The 18,959-nt window shown below is 69.0% G+C and carries 16 protein-coding genes and 1 tRNA gene; 12 read left to right on the top strand and 5 right to left on the bottom strand.

Going from position 1 to position 18,959, the window contains the following annotated elements; all coding sequences use genetic code 11:
- Positions 1-47 precede the first annotated feature (47 nt).
- Positions 48-908 carry an alpha/beta fold hydrolase gene (locus tag BDK89_RS10890; protein ID WP_133868972.1) on the bottom strand — a complete coding sequence of 287 codons (861 nt, stop codon included), beginning with the start codon at positions 906-908 and terminating at the stop codon, positions 48-50.
- A 43-nt stretch (positions 909-951) separates the two neighbouring features.
- On the opposite strand from BDK89_RS10890, the gene BDK89_RS10885 reads away from it, so the two are divergent.
- Both BDK89_RS10885 and pdxA read left to right on the top strand, forming a co-directional pair.
- Positions 952-2,067 (top strand): four-carbon acid sugar kinase family protein, encoded by a 1,116-nt coding sequence (locus BDK89_RS10885; protein WP_166657520.1) that lies wholly within the window; start codon positions 952-954, stop codon positions 2,065-2,067.
- Positions 2,064-3,053 (top strand): 4-hydroxythreonine-4-phosphate dehydrogenase PdxA, encoded by a 990-nt coding sequence (pdxA, locus tag BDK89_RS10880; protein WP_133868970.1) that lies wholly within the window; start codon positions 2,064-2,066, stop codon positions 3,051-3,053. Before BDK89_RS10885 ends, pdxA begins: the two co-directional genes overlap by 4 nt.
- A 15-nt stretch (positions 3,054-3,068) precedes the next feature.
- Here the strand turns inward: pdxA and BDK89_RS10875 are convergent, their stop codons facing one another.
- Positions 3,069-4,325, bottom strand: coding sequence for a saccharopine dehydrogenase family protein (locus tag BDK89_RS10875; RefSeq protein ID WP_133868969.1), 1,257 nt, complete (start codon positions 4,323-4,325; stop codon positions 3,069-3,071).
- A 271-nt stretch (positions 4,326-4,596) separates the two neighbouring features.
- Between BDK89_RS10875 and metX the strand changes: the two genes are divergently transcribed.
- From metX to BDK89_RS10840, 7 genes are all read left to right on the top strand, one after another.
- Positions 4,597-5,775, top strand: coding sequence for a homoserine O-acetyltransferase MetX (gene metX / locus BDK89_RS10870; RefSeq protein ID WP_133868968.1), 1,179 nt, complete (start codon positions 4,597-4,599; stop codon positions 5,773-5,775).
- Positions 5,775-6,548 (top strand): Fpg/Nei family DNA glycosylase, encoded by a 774-nt coding sequence (locus BDK89_RS10865; RefSeq protein ID WP_133868967.1) that lies wholly within the window; start codon positions 5,775-5,777, stop codon positions 6,546-6,548. The genes metX and BDK89_RS10865 overlap by 1 nt, the downstream gene beginning before the upstream one ends.
- A 42-nt stretch (positions 6,549-6,590) precedes the next feature.
- Positions 6,591-7,259, top strand: a complete 669-nt coding sequence (locus tag BDK89_RS10860; RefSeq protein ID WP_133868966.1) for a hypothetical protein — start codon at positions 6,591-6,593, stop codon at positions 7,257-7,259.
- 39 nt (positions 7,260-7,298) lie between these two features.
- A complete protein-coding gene (locus BDK89_RS10855; RefSeq protein WP_133868965.1) occupies positions 7,299-7,526 on the top strand; it encodes a hypothetical protein in 228 nt (75 codons plus the stop codon).
- 60 nt (positions 7,527-7,586) lie between these two features.
- Positions 7,587-7,659: transfer RNA gene (locus BDK89_RS10850), tRNA-Gly, on the top strand.
- A 159-nt stretch (positions 7,660-7,818) separates the two neighbouring features.
- Positions 7,819-12,567, top strand: a complete 4,749-nt coding sequence (locus BDK89_RS10845) for an ExeM/NucH family extracellular endonuclease (protein ID WP_133868964.1) — start codon at positions 7,819-7,821, stop codon at positions 12,565-12,567.
- Between the two features lie 10 nt (positions 12,568-12,577).
- Positions 12,578-13,270 (top strand): crotonase/enoyl-CoA hydratase family protein, encoded by a 693-nt coding sequence (locus tag BDK89_RS10840; RefSeq protein ID WP_133868963.1) that lies wholly within the window; start codon positions 12,578-12,580, stop codon positions 13,268-13,270.
- A 6-nt stretch (positions 13,271-13,276) separates the two neighbouring features.
- Here BDK89_RS10840 and BDK89_RS10835 read toward each other — a convergent pair whose 3' ends face one another.
- Positions 13,277-14,008, bottom strand: coding sequence for a polysaccharide deacetylase family protein (locus BDK89_RS10835; protein WP_166657519.1), 732 nt, complete (start codon positions 14,006-14,008; stop codon positions 13,277-13,279).
- A 150-nt stretch (positions 14,009-14,158) separates the two neighbouring features.
- On the opposite strand from BDK89_RS10835, the gene BDK89_RS10830 reads away from it, so the two are divergent.
- Complete coding sequence (locus BDK89_RS10830) at positions 14,159-15,208, top strand: hypothetical protein (RefSeq protein ID WP_166657518.1); 1,050 nt, start codon at positions 14,159-14,161, stop codon at positions 15,206-15,208.
- Positions 15,209-15,228: 20 nt separating this feature from the next.
- Here BDK89_RS10830 and BDK89_RS10825 read toward each other — a convergent pair whose 3' ends face one another.
- Both BDK89_RS10825 and BDK89_RS10820 read right to left on the bottom strand, forming a co-directional pair.
- Entirely contained in the window at positions 15,229-15,624 is a 396-nt protein-coding gene (locus BDK89_RS10825) for a cobalamin B12-binding domain-containing protein (protein ID WP_133868960.1), read from the bottom strand.
- Positions 15,625-15,638: 14 nt separating this feature from the next.
- Positions 15,639-17,273: an acyl-CoA mutase large subunit family protein gene (locus BDK89_RS10820; protein WP_133868959.1), complete on the bottom strand. Its 1,635-nt coding sequence runs from the start codon at positions 17,271-17,273 to the stop codon at positions 15,639-15,641.
- Between the two features lie 44 nt (positions 17,274-17,317).
- Between BDK89_RS10820 and BDK89_RS10815 the strand changes: the two genes are divergently transcribed.
- The gene (locus tag BDK89_RS10815; protein ID WP_208294037.1) at positions 17,318-17,860 is read left to right on the top strand and encodes a MarR family winged helix-turn-helix transcriptional regulator; all 543 of its coding nucleotides are present in this window, start codon (positions 17,318-17,320) and stop codon (positions 17,858-17,860) included.
- Between the two features lie 462 nt (positions 17,861-18,322).
- The gene (locus BDK89_RS10810; RefSeq protein WP_133868957.1) at positions 18,323-18,946 is read left to right on the top strand and encodes a flagellar basal body-associated FliL family protein; all 624 of its coding nucleotides are present in this window, start codon (positions 18,323-18,325) and stop codon (positions 18,944-18,946) included.
- Positions 18,947-18,959 lie beyond the last annotated feature (13 nt).

The following is an 18,959-nucleotide window of genomic DNA, read 5'->3' as shown; positions in this document are numbered from 1 at the left end:
GAACTATTCCGCAGTTTGTTCACGCATTGCGTGGACTCGAGGGAGGGTCAGGTGGGGGTGGAGGCGGCGACGAAGGAGGTCCATTCGTCGATCCAGCGTTGCCAGAACTCGGGCGGATAGTCGTGGCCCATGCCCTCGATCTCGACGAAGCGGGCGCCGGGGATCAGCTCGGCCGTGCGGCGGCCACCGCTGATGTCGATCAGGGTGTCGGCGGAGCCGTGGAGGACGAGCGTTGGCGTCGTCACCCCGGCCAGTTCGTCGGCCCACGAACCCGCAGCGACGACGGCGAAGTACTGACGTCCGACTCCGGCGGGGTCGAAGGCGCGCTCGTAGGCGCGCGCCGCCTGCGCCCGGGCCCGCTCCTCGTCACGGAAGGCCGGGCTGCCCCACACGTGGAGCGACGCGACCGCTCGGTCGAGCACGTCGTCGCGTTCGGTCACCGGGGGAGCGGTCAGCAGGGCGAACGCTTCCGGTGTCGACTGGCCGTACTCGCGCTCGCCGGTCCGCGACATCACCGAGGTGATCGTCAGCAGACGGTCGCGATGGTGGATCGCCAACTGCTGGACGATCATGCCGCCCATCGACAAGCCCATCACGTGAGCTCGCTCGACGCCGACGGCGTCGAGCACGGCGATCGCATCGGCCGCCATGTCGCGCAGCGAATAGGCCGCACCGTCGTCGCCGACCGGTGCGTCGGTGAAGTGTGTCGACAGACCGACATCACGGTTGTCGAATCGGATCACCTGATAGCCCTCGGCGGCGAAGCGCTCGCACCACGCCTCTTCGTAGTTGACGCACTGCGATCCGAGACCGTTCACGAGCAACAGCGTCGGATCGTCGGGCGACCCGAACCGCTCGAAGTAGATCGTGCAGTCACCGTTCACCGCGTGTCCGTGCGTCGTTGGCATGTCGGAAACCTACCGAGCAGGCTGCACGCGCCAGAATGCGGACGTGGAACTCCTCGTCGCCGCTGATGATCGCACCGGAGCATTCGAGAGCGCAGCCGTGCTCGCCGACCACGGCACCGGACCGGTCGCCGTCACCGCGTGGCCGCGCACCTCGGCGTCGGAGCGTCCGATCGGGGTGCTCGATCTGGGGAGCAGGCACTTGAGCCCGGCCGACGCCGCCGATCGGGTCGACGTCCTGCCCGATGCCACGTTCCACGCCCACAAGATCGACTCGACGCTCCGCGGCAACTGGCCGACCGAACTGGCCGCCCGAGCCCGCACCAAACCGGTGCTGCTCGTCCCGTCACTGCCGTCGCTCGGTCGAACCTGCGAGGGAGGGGTCGTGCTCGAACTCGGACGACCCGTACACGAAGGCAACGCCGCCACCGACGTCCGACGCGCCGTCCGAACCTCGCGGCCAGTCGAAGCGTTGCTGCAGGCGGGGGAACACGACGCCAGCGAGGTCACCGTTCGCGACGGGCTCGACGCCTGGCTGGCGGCGCCGCACGGCGTCGCGGTCGTCGACGCCGTCGACGACGACGAGATCGACGAGATCGTCGCCCGGTGGACCGAGCACGCCGCCGACGTCGTCCTCGCCGGTACGTCCGCCGCGGTCGGTGCCGCGGCTGCCGTCGTCGCCCACGACGACGACACGCTCGACGTGCCACCGGTCGACGGGTCGGTCCTGGTCGTCTGCGGCAGCGTCCACCCGGCCTCCCGCCGCCAGATCGACTTCGCCGAGCGGCGGGGCATCCCGGTCAGCTCGATCGCCGACGACATCGCCGCCCGCCAGCTGCAACGTGAGGGGACGCTCGTGATCGCGACCGAGATCCCCGTCGGCGACGTCGACGAACCGATGGCCGTCGCCGCAGCGAGCGCGCTCGCCCGCGGCGTGCACGACATCCGACGCCACGTCGAACTCGGTGCGATCGTCATCCTCGGCGGGGACACCGCCACCGCCGTCATCGGCGACGCCGACGTCGAGGTGCTCGGCTCGCTCGGTCCGGGCGAGGCGTGGGTCGACGCCGCGGGATTCGATGCGCCGATCGTCACCCGGTCCGGGGGCTTCGGCGCCGACCATGCCCTCGTCGACCTGCTCGACCGCCTCCGACGGCCATGACGGTTCCGTACGCGATCACGATGGGCGACGCGTCGGGCGTCGGACCGGAGCTCGTCCTGCGTCGAGCCGCTGACGGCGCGTTGCTCGGCGACGACGTCGTCGTGGTCGGCGACGCGTCGATCCTCCGTGCCGGACTCGAACTCCTGAGTTTGGACGCGCCCCTTCGGCTCGTCGACCGCCCGTCGCACGTCGCCTCGGGCACGCTCGACGTGATCGACGTCGGCGCCCTGTCGGCTGAGCAGCACCGGCCGGGCGAACTCGATCGTGCGGCCGGTGCCGCGGCGCTCGACTACGTGGCCCGGGCGACCGACCTGGCGCTGGCCGGTGAGGTGCAGGCGATCGTGACGATGCCGATGAACAAGGAGGCCACCCAGCTCTCGACGCCGTCGTTCGTCGGCCACACCGAGTTCATCGCCCATCGATGCGGCGCTGAGTCCGTCACGATGATGCTCACCGCCGAACACGAACACGGCACGCTCGCGGTCACCCACGTCTCGACCCACTGCTCGCTGCAGGATGCGATCGAACGCACCCGGACCGCCCGAGTGCTCGACGTCATCCGCCTCACCCACGACTCGTTGCGGGGCTACCTCGACCAGCCGAGGATCGCCGTGTGCGGCCTGAACCCGCACGCCGGCGAGCACGGTCTGTTCGGAAGCGAGGACGCCGACGAGATCGCCCCGGCGATCGCAGCCGCACAGGCCGACGGCGTCGACGCCACCGGACCGCACCCCGCCGACACCGTCTTCTTCCAGGCCGTGCATCGCGGCCGATACGACGCGATCGTCGTGATGTACCACGACCAGGGCCACGCGCCGATGAAGCTGCTCGCCTTCGACACGGGTGTGAACGTCACGCTCGGTCTGCCGATCGTGCGCACGTCGGTCGACCACGGCACGGCGTTCGACATCGCGTGGAAGGGCGAGGCGTTCACCGACTCACTCGACCACGCCCTCGCAGCGGCCCGACGTCTCGCGCCGGTCTGACCCGACGGAGAGGCGTCAGGCGGCGCCGCTGTCGGATTCGGGAGCCGGGGCGCGGTCGCGATACTCGGTCCACTCCCATTCGACGCCGTGTTGGTCGAGCAGGTCGAGGAACGGATCGGGCGGCAACGCCTCGGGACCGACGACGCCGATCGCGTTCCAGACACCCGTGGCCATGAGCTCGATCGCGACCGCCGGCATCACGGCCGTCTGCCACACGACCGCCTGATGCCCGAACTCCTTCATCGACCAGGCGTTGTCGACCACGTGGTACAGGTAGATCTCGCGCTCGGCACCGTCGTTGTCGAGCCCCTTCACCCACGTGCCGGCGCAGGTGCGGCCGTGCATGCGCTCGCCGAGTTCGGCCGGGTCGGGCAGAGCTGCGGCGACGACATCGCGCGGTGACACCTTCACGCCGCGGACCTCGACCGGCTCGGTCGACACCAGGTCGAGCTTCTTCAGCGTCTTCAACACGTTGATGAAGTCCTCACCGAGCCCGTACTTGAACGTCACCCGCTGCACATCGATCCATCGCGGGATGAGGATGACCTCCTCGTGCTCGACGTTGACGCACTGGAGCGGACCGATGCCTTCCGGGAACGTGAACACCTCCGGCTCGCTGAAGGGCTCCGTCGTGAACCAGCCGCGATCGCGCTCGTAGACGACCGGCGGATTGAGACACTCCTCGATCGTCGTCCAGATCGAGAACGTCGGTGCGAAGTCGTACCCGTCGACGACGAGGTCGGCGCCGTCACGGACCCCGATCTCGTCGATGCGGGAGAACAGGTGGTCGGCGGCGTAGCGGGCCGCGACGTCGGAGAAGCCGGGCTCGACGCCCATGCCGACGAGTGCCATCAGCCCACGGTTTTTCCACACTGGGTGCTGGGCGAACTGGGCGTCGCCGAGCCGGCGCCCCGTCTTGTTGTACGGATCGCTCGGATGCGGTTCGGACATGTGCATCGCCATGTCGACGTAGTGGCACCCCGCCGCGAAGGCGCCCTGGAAGATCGGCGGATTGAACCGCGGATCGCACGCGTTGAGAATGACGTCGGCACGGCACCGTCGTGCGAGATCGGCGACCGAGTCCTCGTCGGACGCGTCGACGAACGCCGCCTTGACTCGGCCGTCGTCCACGTCGACGGCGGTCTCGACCGCCGCTTCCGCCTTCCCGATGTCGATGTCGGCCACCGTGATGTGTTCGTACGCCGCACGGTGTGATGCGATGGCGACGAACGCCGAACCGACCCCTCCGGAGCCAACGACGAGAACACGCATTGGCGCAACGTACACCGTCGGCACGGGCAGCGCGTGTGCATCGCTCCTCGGCAACCATCTGGTCTCGGGCGGGTGCGCGCTGGTAGCGTGCGGCGCAGCATTTCGAGCGGCTCACCATCGGTCACGACGACGGGCCCGGCAACCTGGACAACGCCACCAAGGTGCCTTCCGGATGCGGCTTCGGCCGTCTCCAGATGCGGCCGGTTCGCCGGCAAACCGGCGGAGAGTCCGCTCGCGATGCGCCACGACGATCGACGACGAGAGGAACCCCATGAGCACGACGCCACCCCCGGTCTCCGGTGCCTGGAGCACCGACGACCCGGTCGGCGACCGTCGGTTCCACACCTTCGCGACCGAGCATCCGTTCGCGGTCGAGAACGGGTCGGTCCTCCGGGACGTCACGGTTGCCTACGAGACGTGGGGGGAGCTGAACGACGACGCCTCGAATGCGATCCTCGTCTGCCACGCCTGGACCGGCGACAGCCACGCCGCCGGCCGCTCCAAGCCGGGCCACCCGGCGCCGGGATGGTGGGACGACGTGATCGGTCCCGGCAAGTACATCGACACCGACCGCTGGTTCGTCGTCTGTCCGAACGTGCTCGGGGGCTGCCAGGGGTCGACGGGGCCGGCCTCGCCGCACCCCGACGACGGCCGACCGTACGGATCCCGCTTTCCCGTCGTCACCATCCGCGACATGGTCCGCGCCCAGTGGCACCTCATGCGTCACCTCGGCATCGACCAGTGGGCCTCGGTCGTCGGCGGCTCGATGGGCGGCATGCAGGTACTCGAGTGGGCGATCATGTACCCGTCCCGGGTGCGTTCGCTCGTCCCGATCGCGAGCTGCATGGAGGCCAGCGCCCAGCAGATCGCGTGGGGCGTCATCGGCCGACGGGCGATCCGCCTCGATCCGCGTTGGCGCGGCGGCGACTACTACGACGCCGAACCGGGTGACGGTCCGACCGAGGGGTTGGCGATCGCTCGACAGGTCGCCCAGGTCACGTTCCGGAGTGACAACGCCTTCACCCAGCGGTTCGGTCGGTCGCTCACCGATCGGGCCAAGATCGGCGACACCTTCGGGCTCTGGCAGGAATTCGAGGTCGAGCGGTACCTGCAGTATCACGGCGACAAGCTCGTCAACCGGTTCGACGCGAACAGCTACTTGATCATCGGCAAGGCGATGGACCTCCACGACGTCGGCCGCGGCCGCGGCGGCGTCGAGCGGGCGATGCGTCGCATCACCGTGCCGAACCTCACGATCGGGATCGACAGCGACGTGCTCTATCCCGAGTACCAACAGCGCGAGATGTGCTCGATGCTGAGCCTGAACGGTGTCGCGAACGAGTACGTGCAGATCGAGTCGACGCACGGCCACGACGCATTCCTGATCCACTTCGACCGGGTCGGTGAGCCGATCGCGAAGTTCCTCGATCAGGTCGACCGGAACGGCTGATGCCGGAAGGTCTCGAGGCCGAGATCTACCGACGCAGCGCCGACCACGTCGTCGCCCGACGGGTCGCCCGGGTCGAGGTGGACGATCATCAGGCGATGGCGGCCGAACTCGTTCGCGAGTTGCCGGGCCGAACGGTCGAGGCCACCCGTCGGCGGGGCAAGCACGTGCTGCTCGATCTCGACGATGGCCGTTCACTCGCCTTGCACTTCGGGATGACGGGCCGGCTGATCGTCGACGGGGTGTCGGCCATCGACCGTCTCGAGTACGCCAGCGGCCGCGACGACCCGGCCTGGAACCGGCTCGTCGTCACGTTCGACGACGCCACGACGTTGCGCGTCAACGACCCGCGACGATGGGCGGTGTTCACCCTCGACCCCGATCTCGCTCGTCTCGGCCCGGACTTCCTGACGCTCGACGTCGACGATCTCGTCGTCCGACTGGGTCGTCGCCGGGCCGCCGTCAAGACGATCCTCCTCGACCAGTCGGTGGTGGCCGGCTTCGGCAACATGTGCGTCGACGAGGTGTTGTGGCAGTCGGGCATCTCCCCGGCTGCGCCGGCGAACTCCCTCGATCGCGCACGTCTGGAGGCGTTCGTCGCGGCGTGCGGCGAGCACCTCCCGGCGATGCTCGAACGCGGCGGGAGCCACACCGGAACGCTCGACCCGGAGGCGCGATCGGCCGTCCCGCCGTGCCCACGCGACGGTGCGCCCATGCGTCGCGACACCATCGGTGGTCGTACCACGATCTGGTGTCCTGTGCATCAGACCGGGTGAGCTGGCAGAATCAGACGCCGTGAGCCAGGGCGTGACGGAGCGATGATCGGGGCGAGTTCGTTCGCCGTCGACATCGGCGACCCCGACAGCACCCGGACCGTGTGGGCGATCGTGGCCCTGCTCGTCGTGATGGGTCTCGGCCTCGTGATGGTGGCGTTCTGGCTTCGTCGGTCGACCCGACCCGACCCCGAGTTCCTCGGGCCCCTCGAGTTGATGGGGGAGCGCACGTGGCGTCGGGGCGACCCGGTCTGGCAGCGGCGCCGACTCGACGAGGTGCGGCCAGAGGGCGCCGAACCGCTTCGGCGCGCCGCGGCACCGCCCCGACTCGACGAGTCGTTCGACGCCGGGCCGTCGGTGACCGGCTTCGACGATCTGCACGACGACGGCCAGGACGATCGCGAACACGCGGCCGAACGGGACGCTGACGGCATCGCGACGAGCAGCGACCCGACCTCGCCGACTCGCCACACCCCGTCCGAACTCCCGGTCACGCCGCTCGGCGACGGTTCCGGCGACGACGTCGGAGTCGACGCGGAACGCGACGGTTCCGACGAAGCCGGCGATTCCGTCGCCGACGACCGGGCGGCGACCCCGCTCGGTTCGGCTCGTCCGTTTCTCGACGACCTGCCGGAGCACGAGATCGACCCCGACGAGATGCGTCGGGCGATGGAAGCGCTCGACGCCGAGCTGCAGCCCAACCGCGACGACTGACCGGTCGGGTCGGGGGACCGCTCCGATACAGTCGGCCACATGGCCAGCCTCGATGTCGACGCGATGATCCAACGCTTCCGCGACCGCGCCAAGGCGGTGAAGCAACGCCCGCTCCCGCCCGTCGCCGGCGATGAACGGCAGGCCTTCATCGCCCAGGCGAAGACCGATTTCCAGGACTTCGCGATCATCGGTGACGCCGACGCCGAGCTGGTGGACGGTGTGCTCACCCTCCGGATCGATCTGCGGCCCGAGGACGCACGCGACTGACATTCGACGAGCGAGGTTGTCCGTTCCGGGGATCTCGCTGCTAATCTTTCTCACCGCTACGCGGACGTGGCTCAGTTGGTAGAGCATCACCTTGCCAAGGTGAGGGTCGCGGGTTCGAATCCCGTCGTCCGCTCCGAAACCCCCTGCTCAGCAGGGGGTTTCCTTCGTTTTCGGGTCGGTGCCCGAGGGTTCGGCGCACACCCGTTCTCGGGACGTGGAACGATGTTCTAAGGTGCGGGACAGCCGCCCGTCGGGGCGGCTCGTGCCGCCCAACACCGTTCGGAGTTCCTCTATGCGCCTCGCCGCCCGCCTCGGCTCTGCTGCCGCCGCCCTCGGTCTGCTCGCCTCCGGCATCGTCTTGACGTCGTCGCCCGCAGCTGCCGTCGTCGCCGTGCCGGACGTCGTCATCAACGAGATCAGGATCGATCAGTCCGGCGACGACGACGACGAGTACGTCGAACTCGCCGGCACGGCGGACACCTCGCTCGACGGCTACACGTACCTGGTCATCGGCGACGGCGCCGGTGGGTCCGGCACGATCGAGAACGTGACTGCCCTCGACGGCAACAGCCTCGGCACGGATGGCCTGTTCGTCGCAGCGGAGTCGACGTTCTCGCTGGCGACGGCCGATGCGACGGTCGATCTGAACTTCGAGAACAGCGACAACGTGACGCATCTCCTCGTCACGGGCTTCAGCGGCGCCGACGGCGACGACCTCGACACGAACGACGACGGAACGTTCGACTCGACCCCGTGGACCGCGATCGTCGACTCGGTCGCACTGAGCGAGAACGTCCCGGCCGAGGATCTCGTCTACTCGACCACGATCGTCGGCCCGGACGGCACCTTCGTGCCCGGGCACACCTACCGCTGCGGTGGCGTCTGGGAGATCGGCGCCTTCACGCCGGTCGGCACCGACGACACGCCGGGCGCAGCGAACGACTGCGACCTACCGTCACCCGCCGACCTGCTGCTCACCGAGATCGTCGTGACCCCGACCGAGGGCGAGATGATCGAGATCTTCAATGCCGGATCCGGTTCGGTCGATCTGAGCGACGTCTACCTGACCGACGCGACCTTCGCTGGAGGCGGCACGTACTACTACAACATCGTGACCGGCTCGAACGCCGGTGGCGGCGGCTTCTCCGACTTCCACGCCCGCTTCCCCGACGGCGCGATGATCGCCGCCGGCGAGTACCAGACCGTCGCGATGACCGGCTCGGCCGACTTCCTGGCCACCTACGGCGTCGCCCCGACGTACGAACTGTTCGAAGACGATGCTGCCGCCGACGCGGTGCCCGACATGCGTGAGGCGACCGCCGGGTCGATCAACGACCAGGGCGGGCTGACCAATGGCGGCGAAGTGGTCGTGCTCTACACGTGGGACGGCGCGTCCGACCTGGTGCAGGACATCGACTACGCGATCTGGGGCGACACCGCCGAGGCGGTCGACAAGACCGGCGTCTCGATCGACGGTCCCGATGCCGACACCGACACCTCCACGTACCTCGCCGACACCGCCCTCGCATCGCAGGCGCTGATCGCCGACGGTCCGCATGCCACGGGCGTCACCTGGCAGCGTGACGACCTGAGCGAAGGCACCGAGACCCAGACGGGCGGCAACGGCGCCGCCGGGAGCGACGAGATGTCGGAGAACCTCGCCACCACGTGGTGCACGGGCGATCCGACCCCGAACGCCGCGACCGCGTGTGCCGTCGTCCCGTCCAGCGTGGTGATCAACGAGATCCACGCCGACCCCGAGGCGACGATCCTCGGCGACGCGAACGGTGACGGAGTGCGCAGCTCGGACAACGACGAGTTCGTCGAGATCGTGAACACGGGCACCGAGCCGGTCGACATCTCCGGCTGGACGATCAGCGACGCCGTCGGCGTACGCCACACGTTCGGTGCGGGCACGACGCTGCCGGCCGACTGCGCCGCGGTCGTGTTCGGTGGCGGCACGCCGACCGGGCCGTTCGGCGGCAGCCTGGTCCAGACGGCCTCGAGTGGCACGATCGGCCTCAACAACGGCGGCGACTCCGTCACATTGAACGACAGCTCGTCCGGCCTCGTGGCCACCGTCGCCTACGGCGCTGAGGGCGGCAACGACGAGTCGTTGACCAGAGACCCGGACCTCACCGGTGCCTTCGTCGGTCACGCAACCGCGACCGGCTCCGGAGGCGCACTGTTCTCGCCGGGCACCAGCATCGACGGCGCAGCGTTCGGCACCGACTGCGTCCCCGAAGTCGCCGAGGTCTTCATCCACGAGGTGCAGGGTTCCGGTCCGAGCGTCGCGATCACCGCTCCGGTCATCGTCGAGGGCATCGTCACCGGCCTCATCGAGGACGACGACGTCGTCGAAGGCTTCTTCGTCCAGGAGGAAGACGCCGACGCCGACGCCGACTCGGCCACGTCCGAGGGCATCTACGTGTTCTGCAACATCTACTGCCCGGACCCACTGGCGGTCGGTGACCTCGTCTCCGTGAACGGAACCCCGGAGGAGTTCTTCGGGATGAGCCAGCTCGACGCTGTCGATGCAGGCGACGTCTCGATCGTGAGCTCCGGCAACCCGCTGCCGACCGCCGCCGCGGTCACCCTCCCCGCAGCCGGGAGCTATCTCGACGAGGCGACGTTCGAGTCGCTCGAAGGCATGCTCGTGACGTACCCGGACACCCTCGCGGTCAGCGAATACTTCCAGCTCGGCCGCTTCGGTCAGCTGGTCCTGACCGCCGACGCCCGGCCCTTCCAGTTCACCCACGACAACCCGCCCGACGTCGCCGAGTACGCGGCGTTCCAGGACTCGCTGGCCACCCGCCGGGTGATCCTCGACGACGACAACAACGACCAGAACGACATCATCGTCGGCCCCGACGCCGACGAGCCCTACGCCTACCCGCAAGGCGGGTTGAGCACGACGAACCGGTTCCGTGGTGGCGAGACCATCACCGGCCTGACCGGTGTCATGCACTGGTCGTTCCCCGGTTCCGGCGACAACACGTGGCGTCTGCGTCCCGTCGACGGTGTCGACTACTCCTTTACTCCGGCCAACCCGCGCACGGCGACCCCCGACGACGTGGGTGGCGACGTGATCGTTGCCTCGTTCAACGTCCTCAACTACTTCGCCAACGTCGACGCCGGCAGCGACATCTGCGGCCCGTCGGCCAACATGGAGTGCCGCGGCGCCGACTCCGAGGCCGAGCGGGTTCGCCAGCTCGACAAGATCGCCGCCGCGATGGCGGAGATGGATGCGGACGTGATCGGCATCATCGAGGTCGAGAACGACACCGGTGCGGCCACGCAACAGATCGTCGACGCCGTGAACGCGATCGTCGGTGCCGGCACCTACGACTTCGTCGACACCGGCTTCATCGGGACCGACGCCATCAAGGTCGGTCTGATCTATCGCACCACCACGATGACGCCGACCGGCGACTACGCCATCCTCGACAGCAGCGTCGACCCCGACTTCATCGACGACAAGAACCGTCCGGCCCTCATCCAGACGTTCACGCAGACGTCGACGGGCGAGGCGTTCACGGTCGCCGTCAACCACCTCAAGTCGAAGGGATCGGCCTGCGCCGGCGACCCCGACCTCGGTGACGGTCAGGGCAACTGCAACGTCACCCGCACCGATGCGGCGCTGGCGCTCGCCGATTACCTGGCGACCGACCCGACCGACAGCGGCGACCCCGACGTACTCATCATCGGCGACCTCAACGCGTACGCGAAGGAAGACCCGATCACCGGGCTCGCGAACGCCGGCTACACCAATCTGCTCGAAGCCGAGTTCGGTTCCGACATCTACAGCTACGTGTTCGACGGCCAGCTCGGCTACCTCGACCACGCCTTGGCGAACAACAGCCTGCGGCCGTCGGTCACCGGTGCGACGGTGTGGAACATCAACGCCGACGAACCCGTCGAGTTCGACTACAACGATGCGGTCCTCGACGGTTCCGAGCAGTCGTTCGAGCGTGAATCGTCGGCCCTCACCACCTACGCCGCCGACCCGTACCGGTCGTCCGACCACGACCCCGTGCTCGTCGGGCTCGCCCTGACCGACCCGCCGACCGTCGACCTGGCGCTCGACGCGGGCCAGGACGATCCGACGAACAAGTCGCCGATCGTCCTGACGGCCTCGTTCGACCAGGAGGTCACCGGCCTCGACTCCGACGATGTCGTCCTCGGCGGTGCTGCCGCACCATCGACTGCGGCCGTCACCGATCTCGGTGGCGGCGACTTCGAGATCGCCGTGTCGGGGATGACCGGCAGCGGTGACGTGGTCGTCTCGATCCGCGACGAAGCAGCCGAGAACGCCGGTGGCCAGGCGAGCGGTGCGTCGAACGAGGTGTCGGTCGACTACGACATCACGCCCCCGACGCTCACCGTTCCCGACGGTGTCTCGGCGCCCGCCGACGACGGCGAGGCCGGTGCCACAGTCACCTTCGTCGTCACCGCCGACGATCCGGAGATCCCGACGGGCGCGCTGACCGAAGCGATGCTCGACTCGTCGGCGATCGTCTGCTCGCCGGCCTCGGGGAGCGTCTTCCCGATCGGCGACACCACCGTCGAGTGCACGGCCACCGACGCTGCCGGCAACGTCGCAGCCGACTCGTTCATCGTCACGGTCGTCGACGACCAGGATCCGGTCATCACCGAGCCGGCCGAACCGACGGTCGTCGTCGAGAGCGACGGACCGACCACGGTCGAGTACGACCTCCCGGCCGTCTCCGACAACTCCGACGACGTGGAGATCGTCTGCGATCCGGCCTCGGGGAGCACCTTCCCGGTCGGTACCACGACGGTGACCTGCACGGCGACCGACGGCAGTGGCAACACGACGACCACGACGTTCGACATCGTCGTCCAGTCGAACTCGGTGACGCCGACGACGACCGTCCCGGTGCCGTCGACCGTCGCTCCGGAGCTCCCGGCCACGGGTTCGAGCCCGCACACCGCAGTGCGATGGGCGATGGTGCTGCTGGCGGCCGGCGCGGCCCTCGTGCTGGTCACCGTGCGCCGTCGGACCTCCACGACAGCATGACGGAGACCCGATGATCTCGTACGACCTGAGCGACGGCGTCGCCACCATCACGATGGACGACGGGCGCGCCAATGCACTCTCGCCGGCCATGCAGGAGGCGATCAACGAGACGCTCGACCGGGCGACGGCCGACGACGCGGCCGTCGTCCTGGCCGGCCGTGACGGTCGGTTCTCGGCCGGCTTCGATCTGTCGGTCATGTCGGAGGGCGGCCAGGCGGTGGTCGACATGGTCATCGGCGGGTTCGACCTGTCGTTGCGACTCCTCGAGTGGCCCCGGCCGGTGGTCGCCGCCTGCACCGGCCACGCGATGGCGATGGGTGCCTTCCTGCTCCTGTCGTGCGACGAGCGGGTCGGCGCCGACGGCCCGTTCAAGATCGCCGCGAACGAGGTGTCGATCGGGATGACGATGCCCCACACGGCCGTGGCGCTGATGCGGATGCGGCTGACGCCGCCGGCGTTCCAACGCTCGGCGATCCTGTCGGAGACCTTCGATCCGCAGAGCGCCGTGACCGCGGGCTACCTCGATCGGATCGTGGCGCCCGACCAGGTCCTGGCCGAGGCACAGGCGCGAGCAGCACAGTTCCTCGCGCTCGACGCCCGCGCACATCGCGACACGAAGGGCCGAGTGCGAGCACCGGGCCTCGACGCGATGCGGGCCGCCCGTGACACCGACCGTGCCGAACTGACGGCCCTGTTCGCCTGAGCCGCTTCAGCAACCGGGGAGCACGGTGAACCGGTAGCCGTCGCGACCCAGTTCGCGCAGGATCGTCCCGAGTGCGTCGACGGTGGCGTCGCGGCCGCCGCCCCCGTCGTGGAGCAACACGACGGCGCCGTCCTCCGCTCCGTCGATGACGCGACGGGCGATCGCATCCGGGTCGTCGGTCTGCCAGTCGAGTGGGTCGACGGTCCACATCTCGACGGTGAGGCCCTCCGCTGCCGCCATGTCGACGGCAGCGTCGTCGATGACGCCCTCCGGCGGGCGCAAACACGTCGGTACGGTCCCGGTCGCACGTTCGACGGCGATCTGGGTGCGTCCGACGGCCGCGTCGAAGTCCCAAGCCGTCAGGTCGGCGAGTCGGTCGTGCGCCCAGGTGTGGTTGCCGAGTCGGTGACCGTCGTCGACGGCCCGCTCGAGCAGAGCGGCGTTCGGTTCGACTTGTTCGCCGATGGGGAAGAACACCGCCTCGGCGTCGTACCGGTCGAGCAGTTCCAGGATCTCGGCGGTGTAGCCGGGTGTCGGTCCGTCGTCGAACGTGAGATGGATCTCGCCGCGGGCGTTCCGGTCGCGCAGCTGGTCGGCCGCCGCCTCCGTGCCGCTCGACACCGCCCCGCGCAGGGCGTCGACCGTCAACGGCCCACCGAAGCGCTCGGAGGCTGCGACGACGAACACGAACGCAGCCACGACCAGGTAGCGGCGGGGGAGTCGTCGGCGCTCGCTCACCCCTGAACTCTCCCAGGCCACAGCCCGCCGGTCGTGGACCCGACCGAGACACGGAATCGACACGGGAACACCTCGTCCTGCGCCGATCCGGTTGAACTCGCGGTCGAACGGGAAGGCCCGAGGTGCGACCCAGCGACGAAAGGACATCGCATGACTGATCAGACGACCAACGAGACCGACACACACGTCGACGACCGAACGACATCTCGACGGGGACTGTTCGGTCGTGGTGCTGGTGCCGCGGCGGCCGCTGCGGTCGGCGGGATCGCTCTGTCGAGCCGGGCGTCGGCGGCGAACGGGGAGTCGCTCGTGATCGGCGCCGGAAACACCGGCACGGCGACCACCGAGCTCACCGGAGGCTCCACGATCCATGTCCAGGACGGCACCTCGGCAGGCAACGCCTCGCTGTACGGCGTGAGCAGCACCGACACCCGGATCGGTGTCCGGGGCGACTCCAGCGGCGTGTCCGGGCGAGGTGTGTCGGGTCTGTCCACCGGGAACGGGGGCGCCGGCGTCTACGGCGAATCGAACGGCGCACCCGCCGGAACCGGCGTGATCGGCGTCTCCGACAGCGCCTCCGGTGTGGTCGGCCGGTCGACCAACGGTGTCGGCGTGGTCGGCGAGGGGACCGAGTGGGACCTCTACGCCGACCAGTCGGGCCGGATCGGCATGGCGGCCACCGCAGTCGGCACGACGACGCCGGGCATCGCCGGCACACTCGCCCGCAACACCGACGGTTCACTCTGGTACTGCTACGCCCCCGACCGATGGCAGCGCCTGGCCGGCCCGGCATCGGGCGGCGGGTTCCACCCGATCACGCCGGTTCGCGTGTTCGATTCACGCGTGCCGACGTTCCCCGACAGCGGCGTGTTCCTCCCGTCGTCGCAGCGCGACATCAGCGTTGCCAACGGCCGCAACGGGACATCCGGCGCGATCACGACACCGAACGCCGTCCCGCCCGGCGCCACGGCCGTCACCTTCAATGCCACCGCCGTGCAGACGACCGAACCGAGCTACCTCTCGGTCGTCCCCGGCGGCGTCGGCACGACCGACACCTCGACGGTCAACTGGGTCGGCCCCGGCGAGACCGTGGCGAACGCGTCGCTCTCACGCCTCGGCGGCGACCGTCAGCTCCGCCTGATCGCCGGCCCCTACGGTTCGTTCCACGCCGTCATCGACATCACCGGTTACTACGTCTGACCCGTCGACCGGCCTTCGGTTCACTGAGCTCCTGCCAGGGCGCGGCCGACCGATGCGACGATCTCGTCGGCGGTCGCCCCTGGTGTGAGCACGGTGCCCACACCGGCAGCGGCGAGCTCGTCGAGATCGCTGTCGGGGACGATGCCGCCGACGATGACCGGGATGTCGGCACCCCGGGCCCGGATCGCCTCGACCACCAGGGGAGCGAGCGTCATGTGTGCGCCCGACAGCATCGACAGGCCGACGGCGTCGACGTCTTCGTCGACCGCGGCGGCTGCGACCGTCTCGGGTGTCTGGAACAGGCCGGTGTAGATGACCTCGTAGCCGGCGTCGCGGAGGATTCGAGCCACGACCTTGATGCCGCGATCGTGGCCGTCGAGGCCGACCTTGGCGACGAGAATGCGTCCTGCGTGCATGGTGGTGACTCCGTTCAGATGGTCGGCACTTCGACGTGGCGGCCGAACTCGTCTTCGAGGGCGTGCATGATCTCGCCCAGCGTGGCATACGTCTTCACGGCGTCGATCAGCGCAGGCATCAGGTTGACCTCGGGGTCGGCCGCCTCGGTCTTCACTCGGGCGAGTGCCGCGGCGACCGCATCGGAGTCTCGGTCCTGTCGGACGACGTCGAGACGCTTGCGCTGACGCTGTTCGTCCTCGTTCGTGATCTTCAGCAACTCGAGCTGGTCGTCGTCGTTGCCGTCGGTGAAGCCGTTCACGCCGACCGTGATGCGCTCGCCCTTGTTGAGCTTGCGTTCGAGCTCGAACGCCGAGTCGGCGATCTTGCCCTGGAACCAGTTCTCCTCGATTCCCCGGATCGCCCCTTCGAGCATCGACCCGTCGCCCATCTCGTCGAGTTCGGCGAACAGCGCCTCGGCTCGACGTTCCATCTCGTCGGTGAGTGCCTCGACGTAATCGCTGCCACCGAGCGGGTCGGCGACGTGGGCCACGTTCGTCTCGTGGGCGATGACCTGCTGAGTGCGCAGCGCGATGCGAGCCGCCTTCTCGGTCGGGAGCGCGAGCGCCTCGTCCATCGAGTTCGTGTGCAGCGACTGGGTGCCACCGAGGACCCCGGCGAGCGCCTCGATCGCCGTGCGGACGATGTTGACCTCGGGCTGCTGCGCGGTGAGCGACACACCCGCCGTCTGGGTGTGGAAGCGGAGCTGCATCGAGCGTTCGTTCTCGGCCCCGTACCGCTCCTTGAGCCACCGGGCCCAGATGCGGCGCGCCGCCCGATACTTCGCGATCTCTTCGAAGAAGTCGATGTGGGCGTTGAAGAAGAAGCTCAGGCGGGGAGCGAACGAATCGACTGCCAGACCGGCCTCCTTCGCCAGTTCGACGTAGGCGAACCCGTTGGCCAAGGTGAACGCCAGCTCTTCGGCCGCGGTGGAGCCCGCTTCTCGGATGTGGTAGCCGGAGATGGAGATGCTGTGCCAGCGAGGCATCTCGGCCGCCGTGAACGCAATCGTGTCGCGGACCAGCCGCATCGACTGGCGGGGCGGGAACACGAACTCCTTCTGCGCCTGGTATTCCTTCAGGATGTCGTTCTGCAGCGTGCCGCCGAGCCGCTCGCGGGCGATACCCGCCTGTTCGGCCTGGGCGACGAACATCGCGAAGATGACGGCCGCGGGGGAGTTGATCGTCATCGACGTGGTGATCTCGCCGAGATCGATGTCGCGGTAGAGGTCGGCCATGTCGGCCAACGTGTCGACGGCAACGCCGCACCGACCGACCTCGCCGAGCGCCATCGGATCGTCGGAGTCGATGCCGAGGAGGGTCGGCATGTCGAACGCCGTCGACAAGCCGGTACCGCCCGACTTGATGATCTCCTTGAAGCGCCAGTTCGTGTCGTCGGCGGTGCCGAAGCCGGCGAACATGCGCATCGTCCACAACTTCGAGCGGTACATCGACGCGTACGGGCCGCGGGTGTACGGGTACTGGCCCGGGAACTCCCCGTCGTCGGGGCCGTACACCGGATCGAGCGGGATGCCCGACATGGTCTCGTACGGCGTGTCGCGGAGCTTCGACGAGTCGAAGGCCTCCTGCCAGCGTTCGCGATTGGTCGCCATGTCGACAGCTTAGTTTGACATCAAAGTACATGTACAGTGGGAGCGTGACGTCGATCGACGAACGCAACGAATCCGCCGGTCTCCGCGTCGACCCGATCTCCTTGGCGCACGACAACTGGTCGGCGGCGGGGTGGGGCGACGTCGCCGACGGCATGGCGCTCGTCACCTCGATCATGCGGGTGCAACAGCTGATGCTGGCCCGTGTCGAGGCGGTCCTCCGACCGTTCGAACTCACCTTCGCCCGATTCGAAGTGTTGATGCTGCTGCACTTCAGCGGTCGCGGTTCGATGCCGGTCGGCAAGATCGGGGAACGGCTCCAGGTGCACCCGGCGAGTGTCACGAACGCCGTCCAGCGACTCGCCGCTGCCGGCCTGGTGGAGCGCAGCACCAACCCCGACGACGGACGGAGCGTGCTGGCCGCGATCACGACGACCGGCCGCGACCTGGCGCTCGAGGCGGCCGAGGCGTTGAACCGTGACGTGTTCGCCGACGTGGGCGTCGACGCGGGCGACCGGGTCACCCTGTTCGGGCAGCTCGCCGACTGGCGCGCGGCGCACGGCGATTTCTCTCCTGACCAGGGGAGATGAGCTCAACTTCGAGCTCGCCGTCGCCGATAATGGGGTGTGCCCCCCGCCGACACACCGCCCCCTTCGAACAGCTCCGACGATCGTGCCCGCAACGGTGGGACGTCGGCACCCTCGGGCGGGTCGGTCTGGGATGTCGGTCCGACGTCCTCGCCGCTACCCGACGAGCAGCCCGCACCGGCCGAACCGGACCCGGTTCCGGAGCCGGCAGCCGCTTCACCGGAGCCGGCAGCCGCTTCACCGGAGCCGGCAGTCGCACCACCGGCACCGAGTGCCGAGCCCGAACGCCCGACCGAACCGCTGCTCGGCGCGGCCCCGGCGCCCAGCCCATCACCGGCGCCGAAGCCCGAACCGGCAGCGCCGAAGCGAGCCGTTCCGCAGACGCCCAACGCGCGCAAGCGGGAGAAGGCCCGACAGGCCATCGCCGCCGCAGCGGCCGGAGAGCCGGTGCGGAGCGGACCGAGCGTGAAGACGCTGGTTCTCGTCGGCATCGGCGTGTTGCTCGTGCTCGCCCTGTCGGTGATCGCCTGGGTCGTGCTGCTCGGGGGTGACGACACCGAGGCGGCCGTTCCGGTCGGCACGCTCGCCGAACAGACGCCGGCACCGACGACCACGCTCGAACTGGCCGACCTCGAGGTCGAGACGACTCCGTCCACGACGGCCACCCCGTCGACCACCGTGGCGCCGTCCACGACCGCTGCACCGTCCACGACCGCTGCACCGTCCACGACCGCTGCACCGTCCACGACCGCTGCACCGTCCACGACCGCTGCGCCGTCCACGACCGCTGCACCGTCCACGACCGCTGCACCGTCCACGACCGCGGCGCCGGCCGTCGGGCCGCAGATCGTGATCGAGCCCCGGAACGAGCCGTGCAAGTTCGGCAACGACTGCCTCGTCGCCGGGTTCACCCTGGTCGACTTCGGGTTCCAGCCCGACTCGTTCGTCTGTGAGTTCGCCGACGGATCGCGCTACACCTTCCCTCTCGAAACGCGCAGCGTGTCGTACGCCTGCGCTACCGGTTCCCGCGGCGACTCGATCACGATCGACATCGGCGGCGTCCGTTCCGAGACCGCCGTCCACGACTGACCCCCACCGGGGC

The organism is Ilumatobacter fluminis (assembly GCF_004364865.1).
In the GTDB taxonomy this organism is placed as follows: domain Bacteria; phylum Actinomycetota; class Acidimicrobiia; order Acidimicrobiales; family Ilumatobacteraceae; genus Ilumatobacter; species Ilumatobacter fluminis.
This window is presented reverse-complemented; position numbering and strand designations above follow the sequence as displayed.